The following is a 20,365-nucleotide window of genomic DNA, read 5'->3' as shown; positions in this document are numbered from 1 at the left end:
TAGCGCGCGGTTCTCGCGAGCGGTGTTAGCGCGGCACCAGCAGGATCGTCGGCCGCAGCACGTCTTCGAGGCCGATCACCCCGAGACCGAGGGCCGAGGTGACCGCGAGTCCCACCACGAGCAGGATTGCCTTCACGAGCAGCGGTCGGCCCCGACCGAGCAGCAGCGCCGCGGCGAACACGACCACGGGAATCGCCACACCGATGATCAGCAGCCACCACGGCACATTCTCGCTGCCGAATCCCGCGTAGTCGTAGAAGCCGGGAAGCGCGACGAGGTTCGAGACGGCCTCCCAGGTGTCCCAGGCGAAGAACAGCCCGAACACCACGGCGAGCGCCACGGCCGGAATCACGCGCCTCATGCCGTCCACGCTCCCAGCACGAACGGCCATGGTGCGACCACCACGAGCCCGGCCAGCAGCCACAACAACCTCACGATCGGGCGGCGACCCCTGGTGAGCATGAACGCGGCGGCGAACCACGCGACCGGGCTGACGATCGCGAGCGCCTCCCCCAGCTGGAACATGATTTCCGTCAGCGCGTCGTTCGACGGCACGCTCAGGGCATTCAGTCGCTGCAGGGCGACCACCCAGCCTGCGAGATAGATCAGGTGGATGCCCCCCAGGATGCCGTACGTCACGAGAAGCACGGCGGGCAACTGTGGCGCGGCCTCGACCTGCCGTCGAACGCGAGCCGGGGTGGGTTCCGGCTTCTCGTCGCCCGCCCAGGCGAAGGCGTCTTCCTCGGGCTCGGACGGCCCGGAGCCGCTAACGGGCCAGCCTCAGTTCGATGACCTCGACCACGTGAGGAAACAGCGGATGCGTCGGCTCGAGCCCGGTGATCGACCCGGCCAGGGCATCCGCCGCCGCTCCGCCGTCCAGCATCGCCTGCAGTTCGACGCTCTCTGCGTCGGCCTCCACGTCGAAGCGGAGTGCTGCGCCGACCGCGTTGAGCAGGTTCCAGACCTCGAGGCCACGCTCCGCGAGCTCTGCGGCCGGCCCGATGAAGCGCTCGTGGCGGCTGAGTTTGCGCAGCGGGCTGCGGCCCACCCGCTCGCAGGTGTCGGGCAGCGCGGGATTGGAGATGCGCATGAGGGTCTTCTCGATGTACGCCTGCTGCTCGTCGGGGTCGAAACCGTGTTTGACGACCAGCAGTTCCTTCGTCTCCGCCAGCACGGCACGGATCTCGGCCTGAAGTTCGGGGGTGGCCAGCGCCTCACGAATCGAGACCCAGCCACGGTCGATGCCGTGATAGGCCGCGGCGGCATGAGCCGTGTTCACGGTGAACAACTTGCGCTCGATGAACGGCTCGAGGTCGTCGACCCAGGTCACGCCGACGATGTCGGGGGTCGAACCGTGGAACGGGGTGCGGTCGACCACCCATTCGAAGAACGATTCGATCGTGACATCCAGCCCGCCGTCCTGTTCGGGCACGATGCGATCGATGGCACAGTTCGCGAAGATCGCGTTCGTCGCGGGGTCGTGTTTGCGCACTTCTGCCGCCAGCAGGTCTGTGCCGCCGATGGCGTTCTCGCAGGCGATGACGGCCAGCGGCTCGGGATGGGTGCGGGCGGCGAGGCCTTTCGCGATCACCGGTGCGACGAACTGCAGGATGCGCGCTCCCACGGCCGTCGTCACGATGTCGGCGGCCGCGATCTCGGCGATCACGTCGGCCTCGTGCGTCTTCGAGTTGATGGCGCGGTAGTTGTCGACGACCCTGGTCCTGGCGCCATCGCCGACCTCGATCACCTCGTAGCTGTCGCGGTGCTGGAGCGCGCCGATGAGCTCTTCGCTCACATCGGCGAACACGACCTCGTATCCGCTCTCATGCAAAAACTGCGCGACAAAACCGCGCCCGATGTTGCCTGCCCCGAAATGTACAGCCGTCTTCGCCATGCCCCCGATCCTATTCTCGTGGGCTGGGTGTTGGTGGGCCGGGCCCCGCGCTGCTGTCGGAAATTCAGGAACCGCGGGCACTGATACCGGCTCCCGCCGCGCGCCGTGACGCGCTTCGCGCTGAGTTCCTGAATTTCCGAAAGGGGAGGTCGCAGGAGGTTGGCAGCAGACACGCACCACGGCGTTACACCGGCGACACATCCATGCTGTTGACTCGGAGGCCATGCTGTTGACTCGGAGGACTATGGATCTGATCGACGTTCGCGAGGTGCGGGTGGCCCACTCCCGCGCCGACGTGGTGCTGGGCCCGGGCGAGCGCGCCATGGGCGGCGGCACCTGGCTGTATTCCGAGCCACAGCCCGGGCTGACCGGGATCCTCGACCTCACCGGCATGGGCTGGGAACCGGTCACGCGCACTACGGACACCCTCACCATCGCCGCGACCTGCACGATCGAGACGCTCAGGGCGCTGCCCGAGCCGCTGTTCGAGCAGTGCGCGGACTCCCTGCTCGCATCCTGGAAGATCCAGCGCACAGCGACAGTCGGCGGCAACATCGCCCTCGCCCTGCCCGCCGGCCCGATGACCTCCCTCGCCTCGGCCCTCGACGGCGTCGCCGTGATCTGGACCGCGGACGGCGGCGAGCGCCGCGAACCCGTCGCCGAGTTCGTGACCGGGGTCGTCACAACCACGCTCGCTGCCGACGAGATCCTGCGCGCCATCGAGATTCCGGCGGCATCCCTTCATCGCACAGCCTTCCGGCGCATCTCCCGGTCGTCGATGGGGCGCACCGGCACGCTCGTGATCGGTCGGATGGATGCCTCGGGCGAGACGGTCATCACCGTGAGCGGTGGCACGACCCGACCCCGGCAGCTGAGGTTCGGCGTCGCACCGAGTGCTGAGGATGTGGCATCCTCCGTCGATGCGATCGACGACTGGTACGACGACCCGCACGGCTCCCCCGACTGGCGCCGGGCGATGAGCCTGCTCTTCGCCGAGCAGATCCGGCAGGAGCTGTCATGAAGTTCAGCGTGAACAATGAGCCCGTCGAGACCGTCGCGCAGCCGGGCCAGGTGCTGCGCAGCCTGCTTCGAGAGCTCGACCACTTCGAGGTCAAGAAGGGCTGCGACGCCGGCGACTGCGGCGCGTGCACCGTGCTGCTCGACGGCGGCCCCGTGCACTCCTGTTTGGTCCCCGTGCACAGGCTCGAGGGTTCCAGCGTCACCACGGTGTCCGGGCTCGGAACCGTGGATGCTCCACACCCCATGCAGCAGTCGTTCGTGGCGGCTGGCGGGTTCCAGTGCGGATTCTGCACGGCCGGGCTCGTGGTCACGGCATCCACCTTCACCGAAGACGATCACGACGACCTGCCGCGGCTGCTGAAGGGCAACCTCTGCCGCTGCACCGGCTACCGGTCCATCCACGACGCGATCACCGGGGTCTCCAACACCGTCACGGCGAGCGCGGGACACGCGGCAGGGACATCCATCGCTCCCCCGGCAGCCATGCGCGTCGTCACCGGCACCGAGCCGTACACGCTCGACGTGAAGACGACGGGGCTCGTGCATCTTGCGGTGCTCGGCAGCCCCCATCCGCACGCCAGGATCGAATCGATCGATGCGACGGCCGCCGAAGCCATGGACGGCGTACATGCCGTGCTGACCCACCTCGACTCTCCCGGCGTGCACTTTTCGACGGGCCGACACGAGGATCGCAACGATGATCCGGATGATTCGCTCGTCTTCGACCGGGTGCTGAGGTTCCGCGGCCAGCGGGTCGCCGCAGTGGTTGCCGACACCGTCCGCATCGCCGAGCTCGCTCTTGCGGCCATCGCTGTCGACTACGAGGTGTTGCGCGCGGTCTTCGATCCCCGGCTCGCACGGGAGCCCGGCGCACCGCTGGTGCACGGCGATAAGGGACCGGAGGCGCGCATCGCTGCCCCCGAACGCAATACCGTGGCCGAGTTCCACGGCGAGCTCGGTGACGTCGACGCCGCGGTCGCAAGCGCCGCGGCCTCCGTCAGCGGCACCTGGACCACCCAGCGCGTCAACCATGTCGCGCTCGAGACCCACGCCGCGAGAGGGTGGATCGACGGGGACGGCCGGCTCGTGCTGCGCACGTCGAGCCAGGTCCCCTTCCTGGTCCGCGACGAGTTGTGCCACATCTTCGGGCTCGAGCCGGAGGGTGTGCGCGTGTTCACGGCCAGGGTCGGGGGCGGATTCGGCGGAAAGCAGGAGCTGCTCACCGAAGACCTCGTCACCCTCGCCGTGCTGAAGACCGGGAGGGCCGTGCAGTACGAGTTCACCCGCGAGGACGAATTCACCCTGGCTCCGACGCGGCATCCGATGCAGGTCTCTGTGACCGTCGCCGCGACCGCCGACGGCACGCTGACCGCCCTCGCCGTCGACCAGCTCATGGATACCGGTGCATACGGCAACCACGGCATCGGCGTCATGTTCCACTCGATCCATGAATCAGTCGAGGTGTACCGCTGCGCCAATAAGCGGGTGGATGCGCAGTCGGTCTACACGAACAACCTGCCGTCGGGTGCCTTCCGCGGCTATGGGCTCGGGCAGGTGATCTACGCGATCGAGTCGGCGCTGGATGAGCTGGCCCGGGAGCTCGGCATCGATCCGTTCGAGCTCCGCCGCCGCAACGTGATCGTCCCCGGCGACAACTTCGTCGTGACCGACGCCGAGGCCCAGAGCGACCTGTCGATGGCCAGCTACGGCCTCGACCAGTGCCTGGATCTCGCCGAGGCCGCACTCGACCACAGTCTCACGGGGCCGCAGGGCTGGCAGGTCGGCACGGGTATGGCCCTCGCGATGATCGCGACCATCGCCCCGCGCGGGCACTTCGCGACGGCGACGGTGACGGTGCTGGAGGCCGGGCCCGAACCCGTCTTCGAGATCGCGGTCGGCACTGCCGAGTTCGGTAACGGCACGACCACCGTGCATACCCAGCTCGTCGCGACGGCGCTCGGAACCACGGTCGACCGCATCCGGATCAGGCAGTCCGATACCGATGCCACGAGCTACGACACCGGCGCCTTCGGCTCGGCCGGGGTCGTCGTCGCGGGCAAAGCCCTGCTGGTCGCGGCGGAGCAGCTGCGCGACGCGATCGCGAGCGACGGTCTCTCCGTCGGGCTGTCTGCCACGGCGGATCACGACGGCACCCCGCGCAGCGTCTCCTTCAACGTGCACGCGTTCAGGGTGGCCGTGAACCCGGCGACCGGCGAGGTGCAGATCCTGCAGTCGATCCAGGCGGCGGATGCCGGGGTGGTGCTCAACCCCGAGCAACTGCGGGGGCAGATCGAGGGCGGCACGGCGCAGGCCATCGGCAGCGCGCTGTTCGAGGAGGTGCTGCTCGACGGCGAAGGCCGGGTCACGACCACCGCCCTGCGCAACTACTACGTGCCGAGATTCGTCGACCTGCCGGTCACCGAAGTGCTGTTCGCCGAGACCTACGACCCCCTGGGACCGCTCGGGGCGAAGTCGATGAGTGAAGCTCCGTACAACCCGGTAGCGCCGGCCCTCGCCAACGCGATCAGGGATGCGATGGGGGTACGCAGCTTCGAGCTGCCCATGTCCCGCGATCGGCTCTGGCGGCTGGCATCCACTCAGCAAGGCTGAGACGCGCAGCAAGGCTGACTCTCAGGCGCTGACCTCGCGCGAGACTGTGTGGATCGCTCCGGTCGTCACGGCCAGCGGCAGGGCCGTGCTGTCGGTTCGCGCGACGAGCACCTCGGCGAGGATCGATACCGCCGTCTCCTCGGGGGTGCTGGCACCGAGGTCGAGCCCGATCGGCGAGTGCAGGCGCAGCATCGCAGACTCGCTGACACCGCGTTCGTGCAGCGAGGCCACGCGACGGTCGTGAGTGTTGCGGGAGCCCATGGCGCCGACATAAGCGACGGGGAGTTCGAGCGCGAGCGCGACGAGTTCGGCGTCGAACCTGGCGTCGTGGCTCAGGATGCAGATGGCAGTGTGCTCGTCGACCTCTGTCGCCGCCAGGTAGTCCGTAGGCCACGAGACCACGACCTCTGCCGTGGGGAACCTGGCGGATGTCGCAAACAGCGGCCGGGGGTCGCATACCGTCACGCGGTAGCCGAGTGCCGCCGCTGCCGGGGCCAGGGCAACCGAGAACTCCATGGCCCCAAAGATGATCATCCTGGGCCTGATCGGAGGGTGCTCGACGAACACGTCTGTGGTGTTCCCGTCGCTGTCGCACACGATGGTGGTGATGCTCGTACGGTCGCGGAGCGCGGCAACGATCGCCGCCGTGACGAGCTGGACGTGGATGCGCAACGCCCCGCCACACGTGAGACCCACGCTGAACGCGGTCTCGTCACTGACGCCGAAGTCGATGGTGCGGGCCACGCCATCCTCGAGCACGAGCTCGCAGGTCTCGACCACGGAACCCTCGACGCAGCCCCCGGCGATGCTGCCGATGACCTCGAGGCCGTCGAACGCCATCGACGTTCCGACGGTGCGGGGCGCGCTGCCATCGATCGCGACGGCCGTCGCCACGACGAGCGTGCGCCCGGCATCCACTGCGGCGAGAAGACGATCGGCGATGTCGAACATGCGCCAAGCGTCGCACATTCGCGTTTCGTTGTCGTTACGAAAGCCCCACCATGTCGGCGCTGCGCTCCCACAGTCCGTTCGCGAGGCCCGATTCGTAGGCCTGGGGATTGGCCTTCGTCACCCGACGCTTGCTGAAGTACTCCCCCAGTGGCCAGTCCACGCCGGGGCGGGTGGTGGCGAGCCACACCAGGGTGTCGGCGCCGGTCTCGGCAGACCCGAGGAACCTGTTCAACACCGAGCGGTAGACGATGCGCAGGGGGCTCGAGCTGTCGGCGGCGAAGTTGGTCGCGATCACCCCGGGGTGGAAGGACGCAGCGTGGATGCCCTGCTCGCGGTAGCGGAAATCCAGTTCCCTGGCAAACAGGATGTTGGCCAGCTTCGCGTCGCCGTACGCCTTGTTCGGCGAGTATTTCCTGGCGTTCTGCAGGTCGTCGATGTCGATCTTCGCATAGAGCTTGTTCGCGATACTCGCCGTGCCGATCACCGTGGCAGTGCTTGCCACCAGGGTGGGCATGAGCAGGTTGGTGAGCAGGAACGGTGCGAGGTGGTTGACCTGGAAGGTCTTCTCGAAACCGTCGACCGTGATCTCCCTCGCGCCCATGATCCCGCCGGCGTTATTCGCAAGAACATCGATGCGGGGGAAGGCGGCTTCGAGGGTCTCAGCGAGCTGGCGCACGTCATCCAGCTTCGAGAAGTCGGCGACGTGAAAGGGAGCGCCGAGTTCTTTCGCGATCGCCTCGGTCTTCTGCGGCGAACGCCCGACGAGCACGATCGTGTCGCCCGTGCCAGTCAGCTTCCTCGCGGCGGCTGCCCCGATGCCATCGCTGGCGCCGGTGATGATGATGGTCCTGCCTGGCATTCACGTGCTCCTGTCGTAGCGAGCTTTCAGCGTAAGCGTTCGCGTCACCCCCACCTGACTGCCCGTCATACGCCCGACACATCACGGTGCTAGAAACGACACCATGCTCTCCCTCACGAATGCGGCAGCGATCGTCATCGACGTCGTCACGGAATCGAGCGGCGACCTGCACTTCGCCGAGGCTCCGGATGAGGTCATCGACGCGACCGGCTGCGTCGTCACCCCTGGCCTCGTCAACGCGCACCACCATCTTCTGCAGAGTGCGTTCCGCACGCTGCCCGGCACTCGCGGGGTGCCGATGGCGCACTGGTTGCCGACGATGGCCGCAGCGTACGCGCGAGTCGGAGTGGATGCGGAACTGGCCGCCGCCGCCGCCTCCGTCGGGGTCGCTGAAGGGCTCCTGAGCGGGGTGACCACCGTGGCAGATCACCACCTCACGTGGCCGGCCGGTGCAGATTCCGTCGCCATCGCGACCGCGGTCGCCGACGCGGCCCGGTCACTCGGCGGCCGGCTCGTGTTCGTGCGCGGCGCCGCCCGCGACGACCCGCAGGAGGCAGCGGCATCGTCCGAGGCCATAGTTCGGGCGCTCGTGCCGGGTTCGGGCGGAGTCAGTGGCGACGGAATGTTGCAGCTCGCCGTCGGCCCGGCCGGTGTGCACAGCGACCCCCGCGAGACCTTCGAACTGCTCGGCGAGGTGGCGCTGAAACACGGGCTGCGCCGACGCACGCAGGCCAACGAACAGGTGGATGTCGCGATCGCGCTGGAGAAATACGGCAGGCGACCGATCGAGCTGCTCGAGGAGTGGGGCTGGCTCGCCGCCGACGTGACTCTCGCGCACCTCTGCGACGTGACGGCCGACGAGATCCTCAGGTTGGCGGCATCCGGGATCACGGCGACCCACGCACCGGGCTGCGACCTGCCGATGGGCTGGGGAATCGCTCCCGTCGCCGCCCTGCAGGCTGCAGGAATCACGGTCGGTCTCGGAACGAGCGGCGGTGGCAGCAATGACGCCGGGCATCTTCTCGCCGATGCGAGGCTCGCCATGCAGGTGGCTCCGCTGGTCGGTGCGCCGCTGCCGGCTCGCACTGTGCTTGCGATGGCGACCGCGGGCTCGGCCGCCGGGCTCGGGCGCCAGGAGCTCGGGCACCTGCGCGAGGGCTCGGCCACCGACCTGTGCGTCTGGGACGTCTCCGGGGTGGCGGATGCTGGAGTAGCCGACCCCGTTGCCGGGCTGCTGTGGGCGAATCCGGGCAGGCGCCCGAAGCATGTCGTGGTCGCCGGTCGGGTCGTCGTGCGCGATTACCGGCTGGTCGCTGCGGACGAGAGGGACATCGTCGATGCCCTCGATCGACGCCTCGCGCGCTGTGCCTGAAGCGAGGCCTAGAGCTCGAGCGTCAGCTTCGGCCCCGCCGAGCGCGAGACACAGATGTACATCACGTCGTTGGCGGCCTGCTCGTCGGGCGTGAGAATCGAGTCGCGGTGATCGATCTCGCCATCCATCACCCGCACCTCACAGGTGCCGCACGTGCCCTCACGACAGCTCGACAGCACGAGCACGCCAGCCTCCTCCACGACGTCCAGGATGCTGCGCTCGGGTGGCACCGTCAGTTCCAGTCCCGAGAACGCGAGTTCCACCTCGAACGGTTCAGCCAGCACCGGCTCGCCCAGCTCCTTCGGCTCGAAGCGCTCCACCTTCAGCTGCCTGCCGGTCGCGGCGACTTCGACGGCGTCGATCAACCGGGCGGGGCCGCAGCAGTACGTGGTCGTGAAGGGCGGAAGATCGGCGAACAGGGTGGCGAGATCCATCCGCTGGCCCTCGTTTCCGGCGTAGACGGTCACCCTGCCGGCATACGCCTCCACGAGTTCGTCGACCAGCGCCATCGTTTCGCGCGAACGCCCGGCGTACTCGAGCCTGAAGTCGACGCCGACGGCCGCGGCCGAGGCCAGCATCGCCGAGAGCGGGGTGATGCCGATGCCACCGGCGATGAACAGATACCTCGTGCCGCGCTCCGGAATGAATTCGAAGTGGTTGCCCGGGCCGGATACCCGCACGGATGCCCCGACGAGCAGTGAATCGTGCACCCAGAGTGATCCGCCGCGCCCGTCAGGCTCGCGCAGTACACCGACGCGCCACGTGTCAGAACCCGGTATGCCGCACAGGGAATATTGGCGAGAATCTCCATCCGGAAGCAGGAGGTCGATGTGCGCACCGGGCTGCCAGCGGGGAAGCGGGCCGCCGTCCGGCAGCTGGAGGTCGATGAATTCGACCTCGGCCGCGCCCTTCGTGCGGGCGGTCACGACCATGTCGAATGCGGAATCGTCGAGAGCGTTCATAGTGGGTGTGGTTTCTCCTTGAGAGCACACGGCCGGAATGCGGTTGCACACCGGAGTCCATCTTCGTCGAGAACGCATGCTTTTTTACCACGGAGTATTGTGGCCAGAGCCGGGAATTAATACGTGGAAATGATCGCGTCACACGCCAGAAACGTGACCTCCGTAGATTCGCTCCTGTTGAACACATCAACATTCGCGCGCAGCCAACCCGACGGTGAGGGGGCTGCGCTTCCGCCCGCTCCCCCAGAGACGATGTACCGTGACCTCACTTCCTCGCCAGCTGTCCGTGCTGAGGAACGCCACGCTGTCGGACGGCTCGATCGTCGATGTGGAGCTGAGCGGCGACATCGTGGGCGAGGTGCGACCCGCGACCGGTCGGCCGGTCATGGAAGGGCAGCTCGACCTCGAGGGCTTCGTGCTTCTCACCGCGCCGGCGGAACCACACGCCCACCTCGACAAAGCTCTCTCCTGGGACCTCATCAACCCTCCGGCTGGCGACCTGGGCCGCGCCATCGAATCGTGGCGCGCGTATTCCAGCGTCATGACGGTGGAGAGCATCGCCGACCGGGCCCGCGAGCAGGCGCTGGCGATGCTGCGCAACGGCACGACCGCCATCCGGTGCCACGTCGACATGCTCGTCGGCGCAGAACCGCTGCGCGGCGTCGAGGCTCTCGTGCAGGTGCGCGCAGAGCTTGCCGACCTCATGGACATCGAGCTGGTGGCGCTTGCCGGCCCGGATGCCACGGATGACACGGTCGAGGCCGCACTCGACCTCGGGGTCGACCTCGTCGGCGGGGCACCGCACCTCGCACCGTCGCCGGGCCACGATCTCCGGCGCCTGCTGGCGATCGCTGAGCGCCGCGGAGTCGGCGTAGACCTGCACACCGACGAAGGACTGGGCGGTACGCCGACGATCGTCGAGCTCGCGCGGATCGTGCGGGACTGGACGGTTCCGGTGAGCGCCGGCCACTGCGTTCGTCTCGGCACCCTCGAACCTGACGAGCTCGCCGAGGTGATCGTCGAGATCCTCGCGAGCGACATCGGCGTCATCAGCCTGCCGATCACCAACCTCTACCTGCAGGGCTGGGATCACCCGGTCTCCACACCGCGTGGCATCACCGCGTTGCGCAGCCTGATCGATGCCGGGGTGCGGGTGGGAGCCGGCGCAGACAACGTCCGCGACCCCTTCAACCCGGTGGGCCGCAGTGATGCGCTGGAGACGGCATCGCTGCTTGTCACGGCGGCACATCTCTCGCTCGATGAAGCGTACGATGCGGTGTCGACTGGCTCGCGCTCGGTGATGTCACTTCCGTTCGCCGGAGTCGAGGTCGGCGCCAGGGCGGAGCTGCTCGCGGTGCGCGGGTCCAGTCTCTCCGAGGTGATCGGTGCGGCATCCGCCGACAGGTTCGTCATCCACGCCGGGCGGCTCGTCTCGCAATCCCGCGTGACGCACGACATCGCAGCCCCCAGGCTGATCGACACCCTCGCACTCGAACTATCCCCCACATCGAATTGAGGTGACATCACACATGTCTTCCACCACCACCATCGCCAGTGACGCGATGCCGGCCACAGACCCAGCGACGCTTCTCGACTTCCGTGACGTGGCCATGACCTTCCCTGATGGCACGGTGGCGCTTTCAGGCGTCGACCTGACCGTCAAACGGGGAGAGTTCGTGACCGTCGTGGGTCCATCCGGCTGCGGAAAGTCGACCCTGCTGCGCATCGCGTCGGGGCTGGAGACGGCATCCCACGGCTCGTTCGAGCTCAACACCGACCGGATCGGCTACGTGTTCCAGGACGCGACGCTGCTGCCGTGGCGGCCCGTGCAGGCCAACGTGGAACTGCTCGCAGAGTTGCACGGCGTGCCCAGGGCGGCTCGCGCCGCGAAGGCGAAGGAAGCCATCGACCTTGTCGGGCTCACCGGATTCGAGAAGCACCTGCCCAGGGCGTTGTCCGGCGGAATGCGGATGCGCACCTCGCTCGCCCGCTCGTTGACGCTCGACCCCGAGATTTTCCTGTTCGACGAGCCCTTCGGTGCGCTCGACGAGATCACGCGCGAACGACTCAACGACGAGCTGCTGAGGTTATTCGCCGAGAAGCAGTTCGCCGGGCTGTTCATCACGCACTCCGTGACCGAGGCCGTCTACCTCTCGACGAAGGTGATCGTGATGTCCGGTCGACCCGGCAGGATCGTCGACACCTTCGAGGTGCCGTTCGACATGCCGCGCGATCCCGAGATCCGATTCACCGGGGAGTTCGCCGAACTCGTCGGCAAGGTCTCGCACGCCCTGAGGGAAGGACACCGCTGATGGCCGACACTATGGCTGACACCGTGACCACGCAGCGCCTGCGACGCCGCGGCAGGAACTTCGGCCCGGCGAAGGTGGGGCTGTGGGCCCCGCCGATCGCCCTGCTCGCCGCGCTCGTCGGAGCGGCCTACCTCGGCAACGCGCTGCTCGGCCAGCGTGCTTTCCTGCTCCCGCAACCGCACGTCGTGCTCGGCAAGCTCATCGAACCGAAGACCGCGCCGGACATCTTCGAGGCCCTCGGCAACACGGCCCTCGTCGCACTCGTCGGCCTCGTGCTCGCCTCGGCGATCGGCATTGTGTGGGCGATCGCGATGAGCCAGGCGCGCTGGGTGGAACGCACACTCTTCCCCTACGCGGTCGTGCTGCAGGCCATCCCGATCATCGCGATCACGCCGCTGATCGGCTTCTCCCTCGGCTACGATTTCCCGTCGCGCGTGGTCGTTGCCGTGATGATCTCGCTCTTCCCGATGGTGGGCAACACGCTGTTCGGCCTGCAGGGCGTCGACCGATCCCATCGCGAGCTGTTCAGGCTGCAGGGGGCATCCCGCTGGACCATCCTGACCAAGCTCGAACTGCGCGCCGCCACTCCGGCGATCTTTGCGGGACTGCGCATTTCGGCCGGCCTCAGTGTCGTCGGAGCGATCGTCGGTGACTTCTTCTTCCAGCGCGGTACGCCCGGAATCGGCGCCCTCATCGCCAAGTACAGCGCCCGACTCAACTCCGCTGAGCTGTACGCCTCGGTCCTGGTCGCCTCGCTCTTCGGTGTCGTGATCTTCCTCTTCTTCGGATGGCTCGGTCGACGCGCCGTCGGCAAATGGTACGACTTCGGCTGATCGACTCGATCAGCCCACGACCTGACCCAATGATGCGTCGGACCCTGCACCACCCATCACATTCCCAGAAATCACATCCACAGAAGGAGATTCCATGCGCATCACCCGTACGCGTGCGATCATCGTGACCGGCCTTGTCGCCGGCTCGCTGGCGCTCACTGCTTGCAGCTCCCCCGCAGCCGAGGAGCCGGCCAGCCCCACAGCCGCTGGCGCAATCGACCTGGCCGCCGCTGGCTGCCCGGCCGATATCAAGATCCAGACGGACTGGAACCCCGAGGCCGAGCACGGCCACCTGTACGGACTCCTGGGCTCCGACTACACAGTCGACACCACCGACAAGACCGTCACCGGCCCGCTCCTGGCCAGCGGCGAGCCCACCGGCGTCAACGTGACCATCCTCGCGGGCGGCCCGGCCGTCGGGTTCTCGCAGCCCAACGCGCAGCTCTACAGCGACGACTCGATCTTCATGGCGTATGTCGGAAGCGACGAGGCGATCGCACACTCGGTCGACCTGCCGACCGTGGGCGTCTTCCAGCCCCTCGAAAAGGACCCGCAGATGATCATGTGGGATCCGGAGACCTACCCGGACGTCGAGACCATTGCCGACCTCGGCAAGACGGATGCCCCGATCCGCGTCTTCCCCGGCGGCGTCTACATCGACTACTTCGTCGGTGCCGGCATCCTCTCGGCCGACCAGATCGACTCCACGTACGACGGATCCCCGGCAGTGTTCGTGTCTGAAGCCGGCAAAACGGCACAGCAGGGCTTCGCCTCGGCCGAGCCGTACATCTACAAGAACGAGGTGCCGGAGTGGGGCAAGGACGTCAAGTACGAGCTGATCAACGACGCAGGCTTCCCGAAGTATGCGGCCATGGTCTCGGTACGTCCGGATGACGTCACCGCGTACGCCGACTGCCTTACCGCTCTTGTGCCGGTCATGCAGCAGGCCGAGATCGACTACTACGACGGCACCACCCTCGACGCCACCAACGCGCTGATCCTCGACCTCGTCGACCAGTACGACACCGGATGGGTCTACAGCCAGGGCGTCGCGGACTTCTCGGTCGAGACCCAGCTCGCGGACGGCATCGTCTCGAACGGGCCTGACGACACTCTCGGCAATTTCGACGACGCCCGTGTCGCCGAACTGTTCGACATCGTGGAGCCCATCTTCACCGCACAGGACATCACGATCGCCGAGGGACTCGCCCCGACCGACCTGTACACGAACGAGTTCGTGGACATGTCCCTCGGCCTGAAGTAACCCGCACACAGCAACAGCAGCAAGGAGCCCCGCCAGTGACATCGACCGACCGCCTTTCGGGCAAACGCGTCATCGTCACTGGCGGGGCTCGCGGCATCGGCGGCGAGATCGCCTCCCGGTTCGCGAGCGAGGGCGCGACAGTCGCCATCCTGGACCGGCTCGTCGATGAGGGAACGGCCCGAGCCGCCTCGATCGGCGGAACGTTCCATCTCGTCGACCTGCTCGATCCCGTCGCTACCGCGAGCGTCACGCAGTCGGCGGTGGATGCCATGGGCGGCATCGACGTGCTGGTGAACAGTGCAGGCATCCTGCGGTTCACTCCCCTGCTCGACCTCACGGTGCAGGACTGGAACGAGACGTTCTCCATCAACACCAGGGCGATGCTCACCACGATGCAGGTGTGCGTGCGCTCGATGATCGCCGCCGGTCACAGTGGCAAGATCGTCAACCTCGCGAGCATGGCCGCCAAGAAGGGCGGTGCCGGCGAGGGAGCGTATCCGCCCTCGAAGGCCGCGGTCGTCGCCCTCACGAGGGTGGCGGCGCTGGAATGGGGATGCCACGGCATCACGGTGAACAGCCTGTGCCCCGGTTACATCCTCACGGAGATGGGCGCGGCCACACGCACACAGGACGACATAGACACCTGGTCGTCGTATTCACCGCTCGGCCGCCTCGGCTGCACCGAGGATGTGGCCGCCGTCGCGCTCTTTCTTGCGTCATCCGACGCCGACTATCTCACCGGGCAGGCGATCAACGTCACCGGTGGGATGCTGATGCATTGACCCCCAATGAACCTGACCCGCAGCGAATGAGCACCAGAGGACCAGACCATGACTTCCCCCGTTGAGGCACTGCACGCCGAACTTCTCGACCTGCTCGGAGAAAAAGGGGTCAGCATCGAGCTCGCCGCTCGGGAACGCGCATCGGTCGACGGCTCCCGAATGTCACCGGTGATCAGCGAGCTGCTCCCGCTCGGGCTCGCCGACCTCGTGGCGTATCCGTCGAACGCCGAGCAGATCGCGGCCACGATCGCCGCGTCAGTGCGCCATGACGTGCCGGTCACCCCGCGCGGTAAGGGCACCGGCAACTACGGCCAGGCCATCCCGATGTCAGGGGGGCTCGTGCTCGACATGAGCCGGGCCCGCGCCATCACCGAGGTCGGAGATGGCTTCATCACCGCCGAGGCCGGCGCCACCATGGTCTCGGTGGAACTCGCCGCGAATAAGGCAGGGCAGCAGATCCTGATGTACCCGTCGACCGCGCAGTCCTCTCTCGGCGGATTCATCTCCGGTGGCTCGGGAGGCACAGGGTCGATCAAGCACGGCATGCTCCACCAGGGGTTCGTGCTCGGGCTCGACGTGGTGCATGCCATGCCGGATGCCGAGCTGCTGCACGTCGACGGCGAGGCTGCTGAGCCGTACATCCACAACTACGGCACCGCCGGCATCATCGCCAGGGCGACTGTCGCGCTCGAGCCGTTGCAGGACTGGTACGGGTTCTTCGCGAGCTTCGACACCTTCGAGCAGGCGCTCTCGGTGATCCGCCCGTTCGCTGACCTCGAACCGACCCCGCGCCTGGTCTCGGCAGACCTCGCGACCCTCGCCAATGCGCTGCCGGCCGACCCCGGCATTCCCGCCGACCGGGCGTCGCTGCGCGCGATCCTGGATGTCGCCACCCTCGATGAGGCCCGCGCCATCGTCGAGGCGGCCGGCGGCAGGGTCGACGACATCCGCGACGGCGCACAGACCTCCATGAAGATCAGCATGATGAGCTACAACCACCCCATCGAGTGGCTGCAGAAGGCCTACCCGAACACCTACTTCCACGTGGAGGTCGCCGGGGATGCCCTCATCGACCGCATCGACGAAGTACACGCGGTCTACCGTGGGGGCATGTTGCACATCGAGGCCCAGAAGGGTCGCCCGATCGGCATGCTCGCCGGCATCTACGAGTCCGCCGAGGAGGTCGTGGCCGGGTTCGACAGGCTCACGGCGCTCGGCGTCGGGTATCACAACCCCCACCAGTGGAACGTCGACTTCGAGCCCGAGCGCACCGCAGCGCACGCGGCGGTCACAGACCCCGGCCGCCTCCTGAACCCCGGCAAGCTGCTCGCCAGGCCGAGCGTCGCGACGGGAAGCCAGGTATGAGCACGCGCGAACTCGCCGAACTCTCGGGGCCGGCCGCGGCATCCACGCTCACCGCCGACTCGATCATCGTGCTGCCGACGGGTTCGATCGAACACCACGGCCCTCACCTGCCGCTCGCCACCGACCTGATCATCGCGGACATGCTGTCGTCGATGGTGGTGGATGCCGCTGCGAGCACCGGTCTCGACGTGTGGAGACTCGCGCCCCTCGCGTACACCAAGTCCAACGAACACCACTGGGCCGTCGGCACGATGTGGATCGGCTGGGACACGCTGATGCGCACGCTCCTGGACATCGGACAGTCCGTCGCAGCGACGCCGGCGAAGACCCTCGTGTTCTACAACGGGCACGGCGGCAACACGGCGCTGCTGATGGTGGCGCTGCGGGAGATCCGGATCGCGTACGGGCTGCGCACCTTTCTGATGAATGCGAGCGTGCCCGCGGGCGACGGAACTGACGGGCCGGATGAGCGCGGATTCGGCATCCATGGCGGCCACGGCGAGACCTCGATCGTGATGGCGCTCAGGCCTGACCTCGTCGACCTTTCGCCCGCCGAGCGCTGGGTGCCCGACCAGATCGCGGACTTCGAGCACGTGAAGTTCAACGGTGGTGCCGTCGCGTTCGGCTGGACCTCTGACGACTTCGGCCCCTCGGGTGTGATCGGCGACCCCACGGTGTCCACGGCGGAATGGGGCGCGGAGCTCGTCGAGCGGTCCATCGCGAAAGGCGTGGCAGAGTTGGGCGAGATCGCGCGGTTCAATCGATGAGCTTCCCGCTTCTCGACGAGTGGCTGCCCGCCAACTCCGAGCCAGAGCGGCCGCAGATGATCCTGTCCACGGTGTCCGGCAGCGGAATCCCCGATGCGCGCACCGTGCTGCTGACCGAATTCGACAGCGACGGGCTTTACTTCCACACCGACTCCCGCTCACGGAAAGTCGCGGATATCGCGGCCAATCCTGCCGTGGCGCTGACCTTCCTGTGGCCGGGATTCACCCGCCAGCTCGTCGTGCAGGGGCGGGCGGAGATGGCTCCGGCCCCCGAGCTCGTTGCCGCCTTCGAGGCCAGGTCGCCCTATCTCAAGCAACTCGCGTGGCTGAATTCTGCCGAGTTCGCGCAGCTCGAGCTCGACGAACGGCTATCGCAATGGGCAGCATTCGAGCTTCCCGCCGAGGCGCCGAACACGTGGATCGGCTTCCTCGTGCGACCCACGCGCCTCACCTTCTGGCGCAGCAACCAGGACGCCGCGTCCCGCCGCGAAGAGTTCACCCTCGTCGGCGGCGACTGGGTGTCGAGCTACCTCCCCGGCTGAACCCGCTGTGCGGTCGCCATCCGCCGCGCACCGTTCATAACTCCTGCAGATCGCGGGGCATCGGGCGTTACGCTCCCGGGTTTCCGGACGTGCGGGTCGGGATCCACGTGCTCCTGCAGGAGTTATGAACGCAGGGTGCCGCGTTCCGTCGGATGCGGCACCGGCATCCCCGAATCGACAGACCGGCGCCGACCCGCGTAAAGTAGACCTGTGAAGCTCTGACTCCTGCCATTCCCGCGTCCGTGGCTATGCCCGGCGGGATTCGTTCACACGAACAGGAACCAACACCGTGTCACCCAAAACCGTCATCGCGCTACGCGCCCGTGAACTCTCCCACGCCTACGGAGACCACACCGTCTTCTCCGACATCAGCCTGACCGCGAGCGCTGGCCAGCGCATCGGCCTGCTCGGCGAGAACGGCGCGGGCAAATCGACCCTGCTGCGCATCCTCGCCGGCAAGGAGCGCGCCGACCGGGGCAGCCTCGTGCGCCCCCGACGCACCGGACTTCTCGAGCAGGAGGTGCGCATCGACCCCGCCAAGCCCCTCTCGGCGATAATCGAGGCCGGCATCGGCTACTACCGGGGCATCGAAACGACGCTGCAGGATGCCGCGGCCGCCATGACCACGGATCCCACCGCCGAGGCGCGCTACACCGAGACGCTCGAGCTCGCGGATGCGGCGGATGTCTGGGCCATCGACAGGCGCCGCGACGAGTTGCTCACCGGTCTCGGGGTCGCCGGCATCCCTCTCGACACCCCCATCGGCGATGTCTCGGGCGGCCAGCGCTCGAGGTTCGCCCTTGCTGCTCTGCTGCTCGGCAAGCCGACCGCGGTGCTGCTCGACGAGCCGACGAACCACCTCGACGATGCATCGGTCGTTTTTCTGGAGCAGATCCTGCTCGAGTGGAAGGGCGTCGTCATTTTCGCCTGCCACGACCGGGCCTTCCTCGACGAGGTGGCGACCGACCTGGTCGATATCGATTCGTCGGGCAAGGGAGCCACCCGATTCGGCGGAAACGGGCGCGGCGGTACGTTCACGGCGTACCTCGCCCAAAAGGCGGCGGATCGTCGGCGCTGGGAGGCCCAGTTTTCGTCCGATGAGGCCGAACTCGAAGCGCTCGAGGAGGTCGTGTCGGTCAGCGGGATGGCGGTGTCCCATAACCGCGGGGCCCGCGATAACGACAAGCTCGCCCATAAGTCCAAGGGCGGCAAGGTCGAGAAGCAGGTCGCCCATCGCCTGCGTGACGCGCGCGGCCGCATCCACGTGCTCGAGGAGACGCGGGTCGAACAGCCTCCCGAGCTGCTGACCTTCGCCGGTATCCCGGTCGATTCGCTGTCGACCGACGACACGGAGCCCCTGCTCGAACTGCACGACATCCGGGTGGGCGCGCGACTCGCCGTCGACTCGCTGTCGATCCACCCGCAGGAGCGACTGCTCGTGCTCGGCCCGAACGGCGCCGGAAAATCGACTCTCCTGGGCGTGCTCGCCGGTCGCATCACACCGGACTCCGGATCACTCTCCCGTCGCGAGGGCACGAGGTTCGCGCTGCTGGAGCAGGATGTGCGCTGGAGCGACCCCCGCGTGACACCCCGGGCGCTGTACACGCGATACCTCGGTGACGAGCGGGCGGAATCCACTCCCCTGTCGGCGCTCGGATTGCTCAGCGAGCGGGAACTCGACAGGCCCGTCGGCGCTCTCTCCATCGGCCAGCAGCGGCGCACGGCCCTTGCTCTCATCATCGCGCGACCACCACACCTGCTGCTGCTGGATGAACCGACCAACCATCTCTCGTTGATGCTGGCGACCGAGCTCGAGGACGCCCTCGGGACGTATCCGGGTGCCGTGGTCATCGCCAGTCACGACCGCTGGCTGCGTCGTCGATGGTCGGCGCCGGTGCTGCACGTGCGCGCTCCGGCATGAGCACGGTCGACCTGAAACAGCCGTTCACCGTCGTCGACGGTGGGCTGTCGACGGTGCTCGACGCGCACGGCTTCGACCTGCGGCATCCGCTCTGGACGGGCCGGCTGATCACGGAATCTCCCGAGGACCTCGTCGAGGCCCATCTCGCCTATCTGCGCTCGGGCGCCGAGGTGCTCATCACGGCGAGCTACCAGGCGACCGTCACAGGCCTCGAACAGATGGGGCTCGACCGCACGGCCGCCGAGGTCGCGCTCGCGTCGACCACCGCTCTCGCCAGGGAGGCGGTCCGTCGCCACGGCTCCCCGGCGCTGGTCGCGGCCTCGGTGGGTCCGTTCGGTGCGACCCGTGCCGACGGCTCCGAGTATCACGGTGACTACGGCGTCAGCGCGCAGCACCTGCTCGACTTCCACCGCAGCCGGCTGGAGGTGCTGATCGGTTCACGCCCCGACCTGCTCGCGATCGAGACGATCCCGAGCGTGGCAGAGGCCACCGCCATCGCCGGCGCCCTCTCAACAGCGCAGACCGTCCCCTCGTGGTTCTCCTTCGTGTGCCGTGATGAGCGGCACACCGCGAGTGGCGACAGCATCGAAGCCGCGATCGAGGTCGCTGCGGGCATCCCCGGCATCGTCGCGATCGGAGTGAACTGCACAGACCCGCGGTTCGTGGGCGAACTGCTCGAACGCGCCGCCACCGTCACCGACCTGCCCCTCATCGCCTACGCCAACAGCGGCCAGTCGTGGAACGCCGCGGATGCCGAGTGGCAGGGCGAGTTCGTTCCGGTCGACGATCCTGCCCTCGTGGGCCGGTGGATCGCCGCCGGCGCGAGACTGATCGGTGGATGCTGCGGCGCGGGCCCCGCGCAGATCGCGAGCCTCCGCGCCCAGCGTGACGCGCTCGCGTCGCAGGGCTGA

At 67.6% G+C, this 20,365-nt stretch carries 19 protein-coding genes; 13 read left to right on the top strand and 6 right to left on the bottom strand.

Annotated elements, in window-relative coordinates; translation table 11 throughout:
* Window positions 1-25 precede the first annotated feature (25 nt).
* The 3 genes from IWX81_RS13290 to IWX81_RS13280 all read right to left on the bottom strand — a co-directional run bounded on the left by IWX81_RS13290 (window position 26) and on the right by IWX81_RS13280 (window position 1,894).
* Window positions 26-361 carry a hypothetical protein gene (locus IWX81_RS13290; protein WP_199281801.1) on the bottom strand — a complete coding sequence of 112 codons (336 nt, stop codon included), beginning with the start codon at window positions 359-361 and terminating at the stop codon, window positions 26-28.
* Window positions 358-648: a hypothetical protein gene (locus tag IWX81_RS13285; protein ID WP_199281800.1), complete on the bottom strand. Its 291-nt coding sequence runs from the start codon at window positions 646-648 to the stop codon at window positions 358-360. Before IWX81_RS13285 ends, IWX81_RS13290 begins: the two co-directional genes overlap by 4 nt.
* A 118-nt stretch (window positions 649-766) precedes the next feature.
* Window positions 767-1,894 carry a mannitol-1-phosphate 5-dehydrogenase gene (locus IWX81_RS13280; RefSeq protein WP_199281799.1) on the bottom strand — a complete coding sequence of 376 codons (1,128 nt, stop codon included), beginning with the start codon at window positions 1,892-1,894 and terminating at the stop codon, window positions 767-769.
* Window positions 1,895-2,138: 244 nt separating this feature from the next.
* Here IWX81_RS13280 and IWX81_RS13275 point away from each other — a divergent pair, with 244 nt between their 5' ends.
* Together IWX81_RS13275 and IWX81_RS13270 are read left to right on the top strand one after the other, a co-directional pair.
* Window positions 2,139-2,915, top strand: coding sequence for an FAD binding domain-containing protein (locus IWX81_RS13275; protein ID WP_199281798.1), 777 nt, complete (start codon window positions 2,139-2,141; stop codon window positions 2,913-2,915).
* Entirely contained in the window at window positions 2,912-5,524 is a 2,613-nt protein-coding gene (locus IWX81_RS13270) for a molybdopterin-dependent oxidoreductase (protein WP_199281797.1), read from the top strand. Before IWX81_RS13275 ends, IWX81_RS13270 begins: the two co-directional genes overlap by 4 nt.
* 21 nt (window positions 5,525-5,545) lie before the next feature.
* On the opposite strand, the gene IWX81_RS13265 is transcribed toward IWX81_RS13270, so the two are convergent.
* Window positions 5,546-6,475 (bottom strand): XdhC family protein, encoded by a 930-nt coding sequence (locus tag IWX81_RS13265; RefSeq protein ID WP_199281796.1) that lies wholly within the window; start codon window positions 6,473-6,475, stop codon window positions 5,546-5,548.
* 34 nt (window positions 6,476-6,509) lie between these two features.
* Window positions 6,510-7,334, bottom strand: coding sequence for an SDR family NAD(P)-dependent oxidoreductase (locus tag IWX81_RS13260; protein ID WP_199281795.1), 825 nt, complete (start codon window positions 7,332-7,334; stop codon window positions 6,510-6,512).
* Between the two features lie 103 nt (window positions 7,335-7,437).
* Between IWX81_RS13260 and IWX81_RS13255 the strand changes: the two genes are divergently transcribed.
* Window positions 7,438-8,706: an amidohydrolase family protein gene (locus IWX81_RS13255; RefSeq protein WP_199281794.1), complete on the top strand. Its 1,269-nt coding sequence runs from the start codon at window positions 7,438-7,440 to the stop codon at window positions 8,704-8,706.
* A gap of 8 nt (window positions 8,707-8,714) precedes the next feature.
* On the opposite strand, the gene IWX81_RS13250 is transcribed toward IWX81_RS13255, so the two are convergent.
* On the bottom strand, window positions 8,715-9,668 hold the full coding sequence (locus IWX81_RS13250; protein ID WP_199281793.1) for a PDR/VanB family oxidoreductase: 954 nt from the start codon (window positions 9,666-9,668) through the stop codon (window positions 8,715-8,717).
* A 259-nt stretch (window positions 9,669-9,927) separates the two neighbouring features.
* Here IWX81_RS13250 and IWX81_RS13245 point away from each other — a divergent pair, with 259 nt between their 5' ends.
* From IWX81_RS13245 to mmuM, 10 genes are all read left to right on the top strand, one after another.
* Window positions 9,928-11,184 (top strand): amidohydrolase family protein, encoded by a 1,257-nt coding sequence (locus IWX81_RS13245; RefSeq protein WP_199281792.1) that lies wholly within the window; start codon window positions 9,928-9,930, stop codon window positions 11,182-11,184.
* Window positions 11,185-11,197: 13 nt separating this feature from the next.
* A complete protein-coding gene (locus IWX81_RS13240; RefSeq protein WP_199281791.1) occupies window positions 11,198-11,980 on the top strand; it encodes an ABC transporter ATP-binding protein in 783 nt (260 codons plus the stop codon).
* A complete protein-coding gene (locus tag IWX81_RS13235; RefSeq protein ID WP_199281790.1) occupies window positions 11,980-12,813 on the top strand; it encodes an ABC transporter permease in 834 nt (277 codons plus the stop codon). Before IWX81_RS13240 ends, IWX81_RS13235 begins: the two co-directional genes overlap by 1 nt.
* A gap of 94 nt (window positions 12,814-12,907) precedes the next feature.
* Window positions 12,908-14,077 carry an ABC transporter substrate-binding protein gene (locus IWX81_RS13230; protein WP_199281789.1) on the top strand — a complete coding sequence of 390 codons (1,170 nt, stop codon included), beginning with the start codon at window positions 12,908-12,910 and terminating at the stop codon, window positions 14,075-14,077.
* A 35-nt stretch (window positions 14,078-14,112) separates the two neighbouring features.
* Complete coding sequence (locus IWX81_RS13225) at window positions 14,113-14,859, top strand: SDR family NAD(P)-dependent oxidoreductase (RefSeq protein ID WP_199281788.1); 747 nt, start codon at window positions 14,113-14,115, stop codon at window positions 14,857-14,859.
* A gap of 48 nt (window positions 14,860-14,907) precedes the next feature.
* The gene (locus IWX81_RS13220; RefSeq protein ID WP_199281787.1) at window positions 14,908-16,224 is read left to right on the top strand and encodes an FAD-binding oxidoreductase; all 1,317 of its coding nucleotides are present in this window, start codon (window positions 14,908-14,910) and stop codon (window positions 16,222-16,224) included.
* Window positions 16,221-16,991, top strand: a complete 771-nt coding sequence (locus tag IWX81_RS13215) for a creatininase family protein (protein WP_199281786.1) — start codon at window positions 16,221-16,223, stop codon at window positions 16,989-16,991. The genes IWX81_RS13220 and IWX81_RS13215 overlap by 4 nt, the downstream gene beginning before the upstream one ends.
* Window positions 16,988-17,533 (top strand): pyridoxine/pyridoxamine 5'-phosphate oxidase, encoded by a 546-nt coding sequence (locus IWX81_RS13210; protein WP_199281785.1) that lies wholly within the window; start codon window positions 16,988-16,990, stop codon window positions 17,531-17,533. The genes IWX81_RS13215 and IWX81_RS13210 overlap by 4 nt, the downstream gene beginning before the upstream one ends.
* A gap of 289 nt (window positions 17,534-17,822) precedes the next feature.
* The gene (locus IWX81_RS13205) at window positions 17,823-19,454 is read left to right on the top strand and encodes an ABC-F family ATP-binding cassette domain-containing protein (protein WP_199281784.1); all 1,632 of its coding nucleotides are present in this window, start codon (window positions 17,823-17,825) and stop codon (window positions 19,452-19,454) included.
* Window positions 19,451-20,365 carry a homocysteine S-methyltransferase gene (mmuM, locus tag IWX81_RS13200; protein ID WP_199281783.1) on the top strand — a complete coding sequence of 305 codons (915 nt, stop codon included), beginning with the start codon at window positions 19,451-19,453 and terminating at the stop codon, window positions 20,363-20,365. The genes IWX81_RS13205 and mmuM overlap by 4 nt, the downstream gene beginning before the upstream one ends.

Source organism: Salinibacterium sp. CAN_S4 (genome assembly GCF_015752305.1).
Taxonomy (GTDB): domain Bacteria; phylum Actinomycetota; class Actinomycetes; order Actinomycetales; family Microbacteriaceae; genus Rhodoglobus.
The sequence above is the reverse complement of the archived record's forward strand: the minus strand, read 5'-3'. Positions and strand labels throughout refer to the sequence as shown.